Below are 12,495 nucleotides of genomic sequence, written 5' to 3' on the forward strand. Positions count from 1 at the left end.
TTTGCGGCCCGGGTGGTCCGCTGGCTACCTTGGCGAGCCGCTCACCTTTCCCTCCCCAAGGACGAATTTCTGATGAAGCAGTCTGCCAAGACGCTCGGTGTCGTTGCCCTCGGTGCCGCCTTCGCCGCCGCTGCCGCCGGGACGGCCTCCGCCGTCCCCTCGGCAGCGGCCCTGGGCGCGCTGTCGACCGTGACCGCGGGCACCCCGCTCGGCACCGCACAGAAGGTGCTGCCCGCGGCCTCGCCCGAGGCGCTGGCGGGCGGACAGAAGAAGACGTCCGGCGACCCGGTGGGCAGCCTGCTCGGCGGTCTGCCCACCGACTCGCTGCCGACCGGCCCGGTGGCGAGCAACCTGACGAGCGGCGGCCTCACCGGCTGACCCCCGCACCCCGTCCCGTCGGGGCGCACACCCGTGAGCCGGGTGTGCGCCCCGACGGGTGTGAGTAGGGTCTGGATCATGCGCCCGAAGGCGGCCGCCCGAGCGGCGGTGCTCACCGCGACCGCGCTGCTCGCCGCCGCCTGCGCCGGACCGCCGGACGGGTCGGCCGAATCGGTGAGCACCCGGACGCCGACCGCACTGGAACGGGCCGCCCTCACCGCGGACGACGTACCCGGCTACGAGATCTCCGGCGCGCCCTCGCCCGGTGAGACCCGAAACGCCCCGCGGGCCGACCGCGCGGACTGTGCGCCGCTGGCCGAGGTGATGGGCACGGCCCCCGACGACCGGGCTCGTGCGACCGTGAGCCGGGGTCTGGGCTCGCGTCGTTCGCCCGGCCTCGCGGTGTCGGCCTCGCTGTCCGCGTACTCCGCAGCCGATGCCCGGCGCCTGATGGACGGGCTCAGGACGGCCCTGGCCCGCTGCGGTGCCGGGTTCGGCACGGTCCTCGACGGCCGCGGGGCCGTCTACCGGGACGTGCGCGCGGTGACGTACGAGGTGGCGGGCGACGCGTCGGTCAGCTGGACGGCCTCCGTGTTCGCGCAGGGCGCGCCCGCCCCCGTGCACATCCTTGTGGTGCGGCAGGGCGCCACCATCGTGCGCTTCATGGCGATCGACCTGTCCGGCCGGGCACCGGCGGCCGCCTCCGTGCCGCACGACATCGCCGACCGGCAGCTGGCCAAGCTGATCCGGACCGTCGGGGACTGACCGCTCACGCGGTCACCAGGCGGCGCGCGGGGACTTCTCGGCAGGGATCAGGGCCCACATCGCCAGGTAGATGACGAACTGCGGTCCCGGCAGCAGGCACGAGACGAGGAAGATCAACCGCATCGTGGTCGCGGAGGTGCCGAAGCGCCGGGCCAGCGCTGCGCACACCCCGCCGATCCGGCGGCCTTCGGTCGGGCGGACAAGAGGGGCGCTCATGACGGCTCCTTCGGAGCTGGAGTGCGGGAGCCGCTCTGACCGGCTCCCTTGCGATGTCTCCATGCTCCCGGCCGGAGCCCGCCGGGGCGTCGGACTAGGGGGCCATCCCAACCCTGGGAATTGTCGGGGTTCGTCCCTGAGCCGTCTCCTCCCGGAGGACGGGTTCGGGGTGCTCGCGCTGGTTCCTGCGGCGGAGATTGCGCCGCCCGGCCGGTACCACCGCGAGATGGGCGAGGGCGACGCCGGCGGTGTTCAGGAGCAGCGAGTCGACATCGGGGACCTGGCCCGGCACGGCCGTCTGCAACAGCGTGATGCCGAGCGAGATCAGCGCCCCGGCGAGCACCGTGCGGACCAGGGAGGCCAGCGGAGAGACCCGGAGGCGGCCGCCCACCATCGGAAGCAGCACCCCCAGCGGGGCGAGCAGCAGCAGGCCCTCGCCGATCTGGTGCGCGGCCTGCAACGGGCCGAGCGCGAGGTCGGCCTTGATGCCGGCGAACGGCGTCAGATTGGTGGCCGTCACCCACAACACGTCCCGTGGCCGCAGCGAGGTCCACGCCACGAGCAGCAGATGCGCGAGGAGGAGGACGCCGCCCGCGATGCGGACCCGGATGACGGCGCTGCCGTCTTGACATTGACGCTGCTGCACGCCCCCCAAGACGCCGACCGCGACGGGAACGGTTCCGCCGCGGCCGAGTGATTCGGTGCACCCGGGCCGGCCCGCCCCGGGCCGAAGGGCCCGGGCCCGCGGGACGGCCCTACGCGCTGCGAGTGGGCCGGGGAATGTCACCGAGGGTGGCCGCGCTGTCCGGGCGGGACTTCATCTCCGAGGTGCAGGTGTAGCCGCGGGCCGGATCCTCGCCGGGGCCGCCGAGCACCACCTGCTGGGCGCCGGGCGCCGTCGGCGTGTTCTCGGCGTAGGTGCAGACCACCTGCGACAGGGCGAGCGCGGACAGGTCCTCGGGGTTGCGGCTCAGGCGCAGCGCGCCGGCCGGATCGTGTCCGCGGCCCGCGGTGACGGTGAGCGGGCCCTTGACCTCCGTGGTGAACCCGGCTTCCTTCTCGGTGCCCGAGGGCGCCGCCATGAGCTCGTCGAGCAGCGCCTGCGCGAACCGGAGCCGGTCCTGGGCGCCCTTGTACTCGGGGATCCGCACCGACCGCTGGGTGGTGACCAGCTGCGCCCCGCACACCAGATAGACCTCGACGGTGACCCCCTCGAACTGCGGGGTGACCGCGCTGTCCGGCACCTCGCACGGCACCCGGGACGGAGCCGGGCCCGCGTCGACCGGCACCGAGGTGGGCCGGATGCCGCAGCCGGTGGCGGTCGCGCACAGCGCGAGCAGCCCGGCCAGCACGACGGCTGCCCGGCCAAGTCGTCCTCTCACTGCGCCGCGTCTCCTTCCGGCGTCGTCGCGGTGGCCGGGGTCGGGTCCAGCGGTAGCCGCAGCACGAACACGGCGCCGCCCTCGGGGGAGTTGGCGGCGGTGATGTCGCCGCCGTGGATGTGCGCGTTCTCCATCGCGATGGAGAGGCCGAGCCCGCTGCCCTCCGAGCGCGGCCGCGAGGCGCTCGCCTTGTAGAACCGGTCGAAGACGTGCGGGAGTACGTCCTCGGGGATGCCCGGCCCGTGGTCGCGCACCGCGATCACCAGTTCCTCGCCCTCCACCCGGACCGCGACCCGCACCGGCGAACCGCCGTGCTTGAGGGCGTTGCCGATCAGGTTGGCGAGCACCACGTCCAGGCGGCGCGGGTCGACGCGGGCCATGATGCCGCGCTCGGCGTCCAGTTCCACGGCGTCCAGCCAGGCCCGGGTGTCGATGCACGCCGTGATCTGGTCGGCGATGTCCACGTCGTCCAGGACCAGACGCGCGGTGCCCGCGTCGAAGCGGGTGACCTCCATCAGGTTCTCCACCAGGACGTTCAGACGCCGGGTCTCCGAGACCACCAGGCGCACCGCGGGCGCGATCATCGGATCGAGGCTGTCCTCCTCCTCGTCGAGGACCTCGGCGACGGCCGTCAGCGCGGTCAGCGGGGTGCGCAGCTCGTGCGACATGTCGGCGACGAAGCGGCGGCTGGCCTCCTCGCGCGCGCTCATGTCGGTGACCTTCTTCTCCAGGTTCTCGGCCGTCCTGTTGAACGTCCTTGACAGATCGGCGAGTTCATCGGTTCCGGAGACGCGCAGACGGGTGTCGAGCTTGCCCTCGCCGAGCCTGCGGGCCGCGTCCCCGAGCCGCTGCACCGGCCGCAGCACGGTGGTGGCGGCCGCCTGCGCGAGCAGCGCGGAGGCGAGCAGCGCGAGGAAGGTGGCGATGCCGAGCGACCAGGCGAGGGAGTTGAGGTCCCGCCGCTCCTGGTCGAGCGGGGCCAGCATGTACCCCGTCGGCCCGGCGCCGATGATCTTCGTGCCGCCCACCAGGTAGGGGCGCCCGTGCAGCGTGATCCGCTGCCAGAACAGGTGGTACGGGTAGGCGTTGCTCTGGGTGACTTTCTGCTTCTTGTCGACGGCCTCCCGGAGCGAGGCGGGCACGTCGTCGAGCGTGAAGCCGTCCACGTCGGACGCGCCCACGATCGGCTTGCCGGGGGCGCGCTCGGCCATGAGCAGCACGTTGTAACGGGAGTTGCTGCTGTCCGCCATCTGCTTGGCCGACACCTGGAGGTCGTGCTCGGTGGGCTGGAGCGGCAGCGAGGCGGCCCGGTTCTGCATGCCCTGGCGGAAGTCGTTGAGCGCCGAGTCCTGCGTACGGACCAGTACGGCCTCGCGGTTGAGCCAGTAGGCGATGCCGGAGGCGGAGACGGCCGCGGTCAGCGCTACGAGGGCGAACACCACGACGAGACGGAGCCGCAGACTGGTCCAGCGCAGTCCGGCGAGTACGGTCCGCTTCACCGGGCCTGCTCGACTGGCGTGCGGGGGAAGTGCGTCAGGTTCACGAGGGCGTGTCCAGGCGGTAGCCCACGCCGCGGACCGTGCGGATCAGCGTCGGCGAGGACGGGACGTCCTCGACCTTGGCGCGCAGCCGCTGCACACAGGCGTCCACCAGGCGCGAGTCGCCGAGGTAGTCGTGCTCCCACACCAGCCGCAGGAGCTGCTGGCGGGACAGCGCCTGGCCGGGGCGGCGGCTCAGTTCGAGCAGCAACCGCAGCTCGGTGGGCGTGAGTTGGAGGTCCTCGCCGTTCTTGGTGACGGTCATCGCGGCCCGGTCGATCACCACGCTGCCGAACGCCGCCGAGTCGGTGGCCTCGCGCTCGCCGCGGCGCAGCACCGCCCGGATCCGGGCGTCGAGGACCCGCCCCTGGACCGGCTTGACAACGTAGTCGTCAGCCCCGGATTCGAGGCCCACCACGACGTCGATGTCGTCGTTGCGCGCGGTCAGCAGAATGATCGGCAGCTGGTCGGTGCGCCGGATGCGGCGGCACACCTCGAAGCCGTCGATCCCGGGCAGCATCACATCCAGCACGATCAGGTCGGGCCGCTGCTCGCGCAGCAGTTTCAGGCCGTCCTCTCCCGTCGCCGCGGTGGCCACACGGTGGCCCTGGCGTGACAGGGAGAGTTCGAGGGCCGTGCGGATGGCGTCGTCGTCCTCGATCAGCAACAGGAAAGGCACGGAGGTCATTCTGGCCCATGAGCCAGAGGAGTACGACCCCCGTCCGGCCCCTGACCCGCGACAGCGCGTTCACAGGCCCCTGTGACAGGCCTGTGACACTCGGCGGACCTCCTGATGAAGTGGCCCCGGCAAGCTCGTCCTCGTAACCAGGCAAGCCGATGAACTGACTCCACCCGACGGGGGGCGCGAGATGAAAGCACTGCACAGCAACAACTCCAGCGCAGTTGTGACGCGTCTCCACGACGTCGTACGGAGCACCGAGAAGTCCGGCGCCGGCGCGGGGGTACGGGGGTGCGCTCGCGGCGCCGGGCGTCAGCACCCGTCCTACATGACGGTCGTTGACGCCCCCGCGGTTCCGGCCGCGGGGAACAATCCGCAGGGGAACGGCCAGGCGGCTTACGGGGAGGGCTCGGGGGAGCGGAGCAGCCTGTCGGAGGCGGAGTTCACCGCCTACGTCCAGGAGCGCCGCGCCTCCCTGTACGCCACCGCCTACCACCTGACCGGCGACCGCTACGAGGCGGAGGACCTGCTCCAGAGCGCGCTGTTCTCCACCTACCGGGCCTGGGACCGCATCAGTGACAAGGCGGCCGTCGGCGGCTATCTCCGCCGGACCATGACCAACCTGCACATCAGCGCCTGGCGGCGGCGCAAGCTGAACGAGTACCCGACCGAGGAGCTGCCGGAGACGGCCGGCGACACGGACGCGATGCGCGGCACCGAACTGCGCGCGGTGCTCTGGCAGGCGCTGGCCCGCCTGCCCGAGACGCAGCGCACGATGCTGGTGCTGCGCTACTACGAGGGTCGTACCGACCCGGAGATCGCGGACATACTCGACATCAGTGTCGGCACGGTGAAGTCCAGCATCTGGCGCTCGCTGCGCCGGCTGCGCGAGGACGAGGTCCTCAGCTTCGGGCGTGACGAGGAGGAGTCCTTCGGCGAGCTGGTGGCCTGAAGGTCTGGGGGAGGGGACGCGGTTGGTCCGCGGGGGACACGGGGACCAGCCACGGGAAAAAGGGGAACCGGGGGGAACGGGGGAAGCGGCGGGGCCATCGGCCCCGCCGCTTCATTGTGTGCGCACCTCAGGCGGCGGCCACCGTGCGGCAGCGTCCCGCCGCCGCGTTCGCGATGCGGCCCAGCGCCTCGTCCTTGCCGCAGGGGTGCGCGCCGAGCGCCGCCTGGCGGGTGACGATCGCGCGCTCGGCGAGCATCAGGCGCCAGCCGCGGCGCAGCAGGAACGCCACCGACTTGCGGCCCTCCTTCAGATCGCGCAGCAGCCTGCGCCGGAACGTCGTCGAGGGGCGGCCGCGCAGACAGATCGCGTCCGCGAGCACGCCGAGTTCCTGGCACCGGGCCACGATGTCGGCGGCGAAGATGCCCTCCGCGATGAACAGCGGGGTGCGGTCGATGCCGAACGCGGAGCTGCCCGTGATGGAACTCGTCGCGATCGAGTAGACCGGCACCGCGGTACGTCCGGTCCGGCACAGCTCGACGATGGCGGCGACCGCCGCGTCCGCGTCCCAGGACCGCGGGGAGTCCCAGTCGATGTCCGTACTGCCGGCCACCACCGGCAGGGTCGGGTCGTCACCCTCCTTGTAGAAGTCGTCGAGGCGCAGCACGGGCAGGTCCGTGCGGGCGGCGAGGGACGACTTGCCGGAGCCGGAGGGCCCCGAAAGCAGGACGACGCGCGTCGGAATGGCAGAAGAGCTCACGGGACACCAGTGTGAGCCATGCACCCGTGCGTGGGACCCCCCGGGGAGGCCGTTGGTATCCAGCATCACATCTCAACTACGCTTCGCGATCGCGCGATTACACGCCTTCGGACGAGAGTGAGTGGGATCCCATGGGACAACACGAGGCCCCCAGGCCCGCCAGAAGCCGGCGTCACCGGGCGCTGCTGAGCGCCGGGCTCACCGTCACCGCGGCCGGTGCCGCCCTGGTGGGCGGGGGCTCCGCCGCCCAGGCCGCCCCGGTCCCCGCGGCCGGCCAGAGCGCGTCGACCACCGACCTGACGGCGGCCGCGCACGCGCTGACCGGCTCGGTCGGTCACGCCGTCGGCCCGGCGATGGGGCTGCGGCTCGACCCGCTGGCCAACACCGGTGTCGACCCGCTGACCAACGGAGTGGGCACCCAGATCGCCGACTTCAAGCCGGTGTCGACGACGGCCGCCACCGGTGTCCTGACCAGTGGCTCGGCCCTCAAGGACCTGCCGCTCGCGGGCCAGGTCGCCGGGCTGCTGTCCCACTGAGGGATGCGCGAAGGGCCCCCGCTGGCACGTCGGCGGGGGCCCCTCGCACGGCTCAGTACGCCGAACCGGAGGCGCCCAGCGAACCCGTGGGGTGCCAGACCGTCTTGGTCTCCAGGAACGCGGTGAGGCGCTCGGTGCCCGGGTCCGCGGTGAAGTCCACGGCCTTGGCGCGCAGCACGCGCTTGAGGTTGTCCGCCGCCGCGATCTCCAGCTCGCGCGCCAACTCGGCGTCCGCACCCGTCAGATCGATCGCGTTGACGTCCTGGTGGGCGGCGAGCGGCGCGGCGATCTCGGCCGTCTTCCCGGACAGGACGTTGACGACGCCGCCGGGCAGGTCGGAGGTGGCCAGCACCTCGCCGAGCGAGAGCGCCGGGAGCGGCGCCTTCTCGGAGGCGACGACGATCGCCGTGTTGCCGGTCGCGATGACCGGCGCGAGGACCGAGACCAGGCCGAGGAACGACGAGTCCTGGGGGGCCAGGACCGTGACGACACCGGTCGGCTCGGGGGTGGAGAGGTTGAAGAACGGGCCCGCGACCGGGTTCGCCCCGCCCACCACCTGGGCGATCTTGTCGGTCCAGCCCGCGTACCAGACCCAGCGGTCGATCGCCGCGTCCACGACCGCGCCGGCCTTGGACTTCGACAGGCCCTCGGCCTCGCCGACTTCGCGGACGAACTGGTCCCTGCGGCCCTCCAGCATCTCGGCGATGCGGTAGAGGATCTGGCCGCGGTTGTACGCGGTCGCGCCCGCCCAGCCGCCGAACGCCTTGCGGGCCGCGACGACCGCGTCCCGCGCGTCCTTGCGGGAGGAGAGGGGCGCGTTGGCCAGCCACTTGCCCTTGCTGTCGACCACTTCGTACACCCGGCCGCTCTCGGAACGCGGGAACTTCCCGCCCACGTACAGCTTGTAGGTCTTGAAGACACTCAGACGCGTCGGAGTCTCAGACATCGAGGTAGCCCTCCAGGCCGTGCCGGCCGCCCTCGCGGCCGAAGCCCGACTCCTTGTAGCCGCCGAACGGCGAGGTCGGGTCGAACTTGTTGAACGTGTTGGCCCAGACGACACCGGCGCGGAGCTTGTTCGCGACCGCGAGGATGCGCGAGCCCTTCTCCGTCCAGATGCCGGCGGACAGGCCGTACTGGCTGTTGTTGGCCTTGGCGACGGCCTCGTCCGGGGTGCGGAAGCTCAGCACGGACAGGACCGGGCCGAAGATCTCGTCGCGGGCGATGGTGTGCGCCTGGGTGACGTTCGTGAAGAGCGTCGGAGCGAACCAGTAACCCGCGGAGGGCAGTTCGCACGGGGCGGACCAGCGCTCGGCGCCCTCCGCCTCGCCGGTCTCGGTGAGCGCGGTGATGCGGGCCAGCTGCTCGGCCGAGTTGATGGCGCCGATGTCGGTGTTCTTGTCCAGCGGGTCGCCCAGGCGCAGCGTGGAGAGGCGGCGCTTGAGCGAGTCGAGCAGCTCGTCCTGGATCGACTCCTGGACGAGGAGGCGCGAGCCCGCGCAGCAGACCTGGCCCTGGTTGAAGAAGATGCCGGTGACGATGCCCTCGACGGCCTGGTCGATGGGGGCGTCGTCGAAGACGATGTTGGCGCCCTTGCCGCCCAGCTCCAGGGTGACCTTCTTGTCGGTGCCGGCCACCGAGCGGGCGATCGCCTTGCCGACGGCGGTCGAGCCGGTGAAGGCGACCTTGTTGATGTCGGGGTGCTCGACCAGGGCCTGGCCCGCGTCGCCGTATCCCGTAAGGATGTTGACGACGCCCTTGGGCAGGCCCGCCTGGCGGCAGATGTCCGCGAAGAACAGCGCCGAGAGGGGCGTGGTCTCGGCGGGCTTCAGGACGACCGTGTTGCCGGTGGCGAGCGCCGGGGCGATCTTCCAGGCCAGCATCAGGAGCGGGAAGTTCCACGGGATGACCTGGCCCGCGACGCCCAGCGGACGCGGGTTGGCGCCGAACCCTGCGTGGTCCAGCTTGTCGGCCCAGCCCGCGTAGTAGAAGAAGTGCGCGGCGACCAGGGGGAGGTCCGCGTCGCGGGTCTCCTTGATCGGCTTTCCGTTGTCCAGGGTCTCCAGGACGGCCAGCTCGCGGCTGCGCTCCTGGATGATCCGGGCGATGCGGAACAGGTACTTGGCGCGCTCGGAGCCGGGCAGCGCCGACCACTTCTCGAACGCCTTGCGCGCGGCCTTCACGGCGCGGTCCACGTCCTCGGCGCCCGCTCGGGCGACCTCGGACAGGACTTCCTCGGTGGACGGCGAGACGGTCTTGAAGACCTTGCCGTCGGCGGCCTCGGTGAACTCGCCGTCGATGAACAGGCCGTAGGACGGCGCGATGTCGACGACCGAGCGGGACTCGGGCGCGGGCGCGTACTCGAACGCGGCCGTCTTGTTTTCCATTGCCATGGTGATCAGTCCACCGTCACGTAGTCGGGGCCGGAGTAGCGGCCGGTCGCCAGCTTCTGACGCTGCATCAGCAGGTCGTTGAGCAGCGAGGAGGCGCCGAAGCGGAACCAGTGGTTGTCCAGCCAGTCCGCGCCCACGGTCTCGTTGACCAGGACCAGGAACTTGATGGCTTCCTTGGTGTTGCGGATGCCGCCGGCCGGCTTCACGCCGACCTGGGTCCCGGTCGCCGCGCGGAAGTCCCGTACGGCTTCGAGCAGTACGAGGGTGTTGGCGGGGGTGGCGTTGACCGCGACCTTGCCCGTGGAGGTCTTGATGAAGTCGGCGCCGGCCATCATGCCGAGCCAGCTGGCGCGGCGGATGTTGTCGTAGGTCGACAGTTCGCCGGTCTCGAAGATGACCTTGAGGCGGGCCTGTTCACCGCACTCGGCGCGGACGGCCGCGATCTCCTCGTACACCTTCAGGTAGTGCCCGGCCAGGAACGCGCCCCGGTCGATCACCATGTCGATCTCGTCGGCACCGGCCGCGATCGCGTCCCGCACGTCCGCGAGCTTCACCGGCAGCGCCGCGCGGCCCGCCGGGAAGGCGGTGGCGACGGACGCGACCTTGACGTCCGAGCCCTTCAGCACCTCCTTCGCGGTCGCCACCATGTCCGGGTAGACGCAGACGGCGGCGGTGTGCGGGGTGGTGCGGTCGGTCGGGTCGGGGTGGACGGCCTTCGCTGCGAGCGCCCGGACCTTGCCCGGAGTGTCCGCGCCTTCCAGGGTCGTCAGGTCGATCATCGAAATGGCCAGGTCGATGGCGTACACCTTGGCCGAGGTCTTGATCGAGCGGGTGCCGAGGGACGCGGCGCGCGCTTCCAGGCCCACCGGGTCGATGCCGGGGAGCCCGTGGAGGAAGCGGCGCAGCGCGCCGTCGGACGCGGTCGCGTCGGCGAAGGCAGCTGCTGGTGCATTGGTGGGCATGGTCACCAGATGAGCATATCTACGCGCGTAGCTGCCTGTACAGCCCCCGGAGTGCAGGTGGCGGTCGGTGAGGTCTGTCACACCGCTGTGACATGGAATGGACGCTTCTCGTACAGGTGATCCATAGATTTCTTCTTGCAGCCACCGCCCAGCCTCAACGGCCCCACCCGGCAGAGGAGGCGGCATGCGACCTCCACCTCATCCTCTCCGGCCCACCGGCCGCCCTGTTCCACGGAGTCGTTCATGTCGACCTACACCCGCACCCCGCTCCGCGCCGCGATCACCGTCGCCGCCCTCGCCGGAGCCCTCCTCACCCCGGCCGCCGCGTTCGCGGCGACCTCCACCGCCGCCTCCGCCCCGGCCGCCGCCCAGCCGGCCGCCGACCGCTACGACGGCCAGAAGGTGCTCGTCTACAAGGACGCCGGACACGGTGTGATCGCCGTGCTCCGCAACGGTTCCGAGGGCCCCGAGGCCTGGCTGCGCGCGGTCGGCCCGAACTGGAAGCCGGGCGACGTCTGGGCGGTCAGGGTGATCGCCACGGTGAGCCGTCAGACGCCCAGCGACACGGCGAAGGAATACGTCCCCGGCCTCAAGGCGCAGCTGCTCAAGGCCGACACTGCCACGCCCGTCCTGCGGGTGACCGCGCCGGACGGCGCCGTGAAGACGTACGCACTGCCCAAGGGCACCGCGGCCAAGCCGACGGGTACGCCGTCGGCCAAGCCCAGCGGGCAGCCGGGCGGCACGACCACCAAGGGCTGCACGGTCTCCGTGACCAAGGGCATCGGGGCGGGCACGGACGCCATCCTGACGATGGGCACCAAGGGGCCCTCGGTCACGTTCGCGGACGCCGACGGCACCCCGGCCCCGCGCCTGGGCAAGCTCGACCGTCAGCGTCCCAAGCTCCCCGAGTCGGCCGGCATCTACGCCGAGATCCTGAACCCGTACAGCGCCGCCCCGAAGCTGAAGTACAAGACGCAGGGTGGGTGGACCCTCCCCTACAGCTACCACTCCTTCCCCAAGCTCCCCAAGGGGTGCGTCCTCGAAGGCGCTTCGGCCGCCAAGCCCGTCAACCCCACCGCCCAGTCCGCCGCCCAGACCACCGTCGTACCCAAGGGCGCGGTCGCGGCCGGTGCCGAGTTCAAGCAGGGCGGCACCGACAAGGGCGCGCTGATCGCGGGCGGCGCGGCCGTCGCCGCGGCCGGTGGCCTCGGGTTCGTCGTGGTGCGGCGGCGCTCGGCCGCCCGTATCTGATCGCCCCGGCGGGCCTCCCTCCCGGGCGGCCCGCCGCTCTCCCGCCCTGACCGGAGCACCCCATGTCCCGCATCCGCGCCGCCCGTTCGGCCGCCGCCGCCCTGCTCGTCCTCGCCGTCGCGGTCACCGCCGCCGGGTGCGGCTCCGCCACCCCGAAGCCCACCCCGCCCCCCAGCGTCTCCGCCGCCTCCAGCGCCCCCGCGGCCACCAGGGCCGCCGTCGCCCTGCCTGCCTCCAAGCCGGTACGGGTGCGGATCCCGTCGGCCGGGGTCGACGCGAGCCCGATCCTGGATCTGGGGCTCGCCGCCGACGGCACCGTCGAGGTCCCCTCCGTCGCCGACGCCGAGCGCATCGGTTGGTACGACAAGGGCGTCACGCCCGGCCAGAAGGGGCCGGCCGTCCTCATCGGACACTTCGACACCGTGAAGGGACCCGCGGTCCTGCGGAACGTCTCCCAGGTCAGGGTCGGCGACACCGTCTCGGTCACCCGGGCCGACGGCAGGACCGTCGAGTTCGAGGTCAGGGCGCTGGAGCAGGTCGACAAGAAGACCTTCCCGACCCAGAAGGTGTACGGCGACACCGACCGCCCCGAGCTGCGGATCGTGACCTGCGGCGGCGAGCTCACCGGCGGCCACCGCCCGGACAACATCATCCTGTACGCGGATCTGGTGGCCTGAGCTGAACCCGCC

15 protein-coding genes are annotated in these 12,495 nt (G+C 72.0%); 6 read left to right on the forward strand and 9 right to left on the reverse strand.

Annotated elements, in window-relative coordinates; all coding sequences use genetic code 11:
• Window positions 1–72 precede the first annotated feature (72 nt).
• Together CG740_RS10455 and CG740_RS10460 are read left to right on the forward strand one after the other, a co-directional pair.
• Window positions 73–378 (forward strand): hypothetical protein, encoded by a 306-nt coding sequence (locus CG740_RS10455; RefSeq protein WP_100574767.1) that lies wholly within the window; start codon window positions 73–75, stop codon window positions 376–378.
• Window positions 379–456: 78 nt separating this feature from the next.
• The gene (locus tag CG740_RS10460; protein WP_100574768.1) at window positions 457–1,143 is read left to right on the forward strand and encodes a hypothetical protein; all 687 of its coding nucleotides are present in this window, start codon (window positions 457–459) and stop codon (window positions 1,141–1,143) included.
• A gap of 12 nt (window positions 1,144–1,155) precedes the next feature.
• Here CG740_RS10460 and CG740_RS10465 read toward each other — a convergent pair whose 3' ends face one another.
• The 5 genes from CG740_RS10465 to afsQ1 all read right to left on the reverse strand — a co-directional run bounded on the left by CG740_RS10465 (window position 1,156) and on the right by afsQ1 (window position 4,958).
• Window positions 1,156–1,359 (reverse strand): PspC domain-containing protein, encoded by a 204-nt coding sequence (locus CG740_RS10465; RefSeq protein ID WP_100574769.1) that lies wholly within the window; start codon window positions 1,357–1,359, stop codon window positions 1,156–1,158.
• Between the two features lie 94 nt (window positions 1,360–1,453).
• The gene (locus CG740_RS10470) at window positions 1,454–2,005 is read right to left on the reverse strand and encodes a VanZ family protein (protein ID WP_100574770.1); all 552 of its coding nucleotides are present in this window, start codon (window positions 2,003–2,005) and stop codon (window positions 1,454–1,456) included.
• Window positions 2,006–2,114: 109 nt separating this feature from the next.
• Window positions 2,115–2,741, reverse strand: coding sequence for a hypothetical protein (locus CG740_RS10475; RefSeq protein WP_100574771.1), 627 nt, complete (start codon window positions 2,739–2,741; stop codon window positions 2,115–2,117).
• Window positions 2,738–4,240, reverse strand: coding sequence for a sensor histidine kinase (locus CG740_RS10480; RefSeq protein WP_100574772.1), 1,503 nt, complete (start codon window positions 4,238–4,240; stop codon window positions 2,738–2,740). Before CG740_RS10480 ends, CG740_RS10475 begins: the two co-directional genes overlap by 4 nt.
• A gap of 40 nt (window positions 4,241–4,280) precedes the next feature.
• Window positions 4,281–4,958 carry a two-component system response regulator AfsQ1 gene (gene afsQ1 / locus CG740_RS10485; RefSeq protein ID WP_189762146.1) on the reverse strand — a complete coding sequence of 226 codons (678 nt, stop codon included), beginning with the start codon at window positions 4,956–4,958 and terminating at the stop codon, window positions 4,281–4,283.
• Between the two features lie 190 nt (window positions 4,959–5,148).
• On the opposite strand from afsQ1, the gene CG740_RS10490 reads away from it, so the two are divergent.
• Window positions 5,149–5,910, forward strand: coding sequence for a SigE family RNA polymerase sigma factor (locus CG740_RS10490; RefSeq protein WP_100574774.1), 762 nt, complete (start codon window positions 5,149–5,151; stop codon window positions 5,908–5,910).
• 127 nt (window positions 5,911–6,037) lie between these two features.
• Here the strand turns inward: CG740_RS10490 and CG740_RS10495 are convergent, their stop codons facing one another.
• Window positions 6,038–6,733 carry a uridine kinase gene (locus CG740_RS10495; RefSeq protein ID WP_100574775.1) on the reverse strand — a complete coding sequence of 232 codons (696 nt, stop codon included), beginning with the start codon at window positions 6,731–6,733 and terminating at the stop codon, window positions 6,038–6,040.
• A gap of 65 nt (window positions 6,734–6,798) precedes the next feature.
• On the opposite strand from CG740_RS10495, the gene CG740_RS10500 reads away from it, so the two are divergent.
• A complete protein-coding gene (locus tag CG740_RS10500) occupies window positions 6,799–7,203 on the forward strand; it encodes a hypothetical protein (RefSeq protein ID WP_100574776.1) in 405 nt (134 codons plus the stop codon).
• Window positions 7,204–7,255: 52 nt separating this feature from the next.
• On the opposite strand, the gene CG740_RS10505 is transcribed toward CG740_RS10500, so the two are convergent.
• From CG740_RS10505 to deoC, 3 genes are read right to left on the reverse strand one after another with little or no spacing between them, the layout of a single operon-like run.
• Complete coding sequence (locus tag CG740_RS10505) at window positions 7,256–8,149, reverse strand: aldehyde dehydrogenase family protein (RefSeq protein ID WP_100574777.1); 894 nt, start codon at window positions 8,147–8,149, stop codon at window positions 7,256–7,258.
• The gene (locus tag CG740_RS10510; protein ID WP_100574778.1) at window positions 8,142–9,587 is read right to left on the reverse strand and encodes an aldehyde dehydrogenase family protein; all 1,446 of its coding nucleotides are present in this window, start codon (window positions 9,585–9,587) and stop codon (window positions 8,142–8,144) included. The genes CG740_RS10505 and CG740_RS10510 overlap by 8 nt, the downstream gene beginning before the upstream one ends.
• Before the next feature lie 11 nt (window positions 9,588–9,598).
• Window positions 9,599–10,555 carry a deoxyribose-phosphate aldolase gene (deoC, locus tag CG740_RS10515; RefSeq protein WP_100574779.1) on the reverse strand — a complete coding sequence of 319 codons (957 nt, stop codon included), beginning with the start codon at window positions 10,553–10,555 and terminating at the stop codon, window positions 9,599–9,601.
• Window positions 10,556–10,798: 243 nt separating this feature from the next.
• Here deoC and CG740_RS10520 point away from each other — a divergent pair, with 243 nt between their 5' ends.
• A complete protein-coding gene (locus CG740_RS10520) occupies window positions 10,799–11,806 on the forward strand; it encodes a hypothetical protein (RefSeq protein WP_100574780.1) in 1,008 nt (335 codons plus the stop codon).
• Between the two features lie 62 nt (window positions 11,807–11,868).
• A complete protein-coding gene (locus tag CG740_RS10525) occupies window positions 11,869–12,483 on the forward strand; it encodes a class F sortase (protein ID WP_100574781.1) in 615 nt (204 codons plus the stop codon).
• Window positions 12,484–12,495 lie beyond the last annotated feature (12 nt).

The sequence above is a fragment of the Streptomyces sp. CB01201 genome, assembly GCF_002803085.1.
GTDB lineage: Bacteria > Actinomycetota > Actinomycetes > Streptomycetales > Streptomycetaceae > Streptomyces > Streptomyces hundungensis.

Excerpts from the sequence above, each read along its gene's own strand:
- CG740_RS10520 (WP_100574780.1), top strand. The coding sequence starts at position 10,799 with ATGTCGACCTACACCCGCACCCCGCTCCGCGCCGCGATCACCGTCGCC.
- CG740_RS10500 (WP_100574776.1), top strand. The coding sequence starts at position 6,799 with ATGGGACAACACGAGGCCCCCAGGCCCGCCAGAAGCCGGCGTCACCGG.
- CG740_RS10510 (WP_100574778.1), bottom strand. The coding sequence starts at position 9,587 with ATGGAAAACAAGACGGCCGCGTTCGAGTACGCGCCCGCGCCCGAGTCC.
- CG740_RS10490 (WP_100574774.1), top strand. The coding sequence starts at position 5,149 with ATGAAAGCACTGCACAGCAACAACTCCAGCGCAGTTGTGACGCGTCTC.
- CG740_RS10525 (WP_100574781.1), top strand. The coding sequence starts at position 11,869 with ATGTCCCGCATCCGCGCCGCCCGTTCGGCCGCCGCCGCCCTGCTCGTC.
- deoC (WP_100574779.1), bottom strand. The coding sequence starts at position 10,555 with ATGCCCACCAATGCACCAGCAGCTGCCTTCGCCGACGCGACCGCGTCC.
- CG740_RS10455 (WP_100574767.1), top strand. The coding sequence starts at position 73 with ATGAAGCAGTCTGCCAAGACGCTCGGTGTCGTTGCCCTCGGTGCCGCC.
- CG740_RS10505 (WP_100574777.1), bottom strand. The coding sequence starts at position 8,149 with ATGTCTGAGACTCCGACGCGTCTGAGTGTCTTCAAGACCTACAAGCTG.
- CG740_RS10460 (WP_100574768.1), top strand. The coding sequence starts at position 457 with ATGCGCCCGAAGGCGGCCGCCCGAGCGGCGGTGCTCACCGCGACCGCG.
- CG740_RS10465 (WP_100574769.1), bottom strand. The coding sequence starts at position 1,359 with ATGAGCGCCCCTCTTGTCCGCCCGACCGAAGGCCGCCGGATCGGCGGG.
- CG740_RS10495 (WP_100574775.1), bottom strand. The coding sequence starts at position 6,733 with ATGCTGGATACCAACGGCCTCCCCGGGGGGTCCCACGCACGGGTGCAT.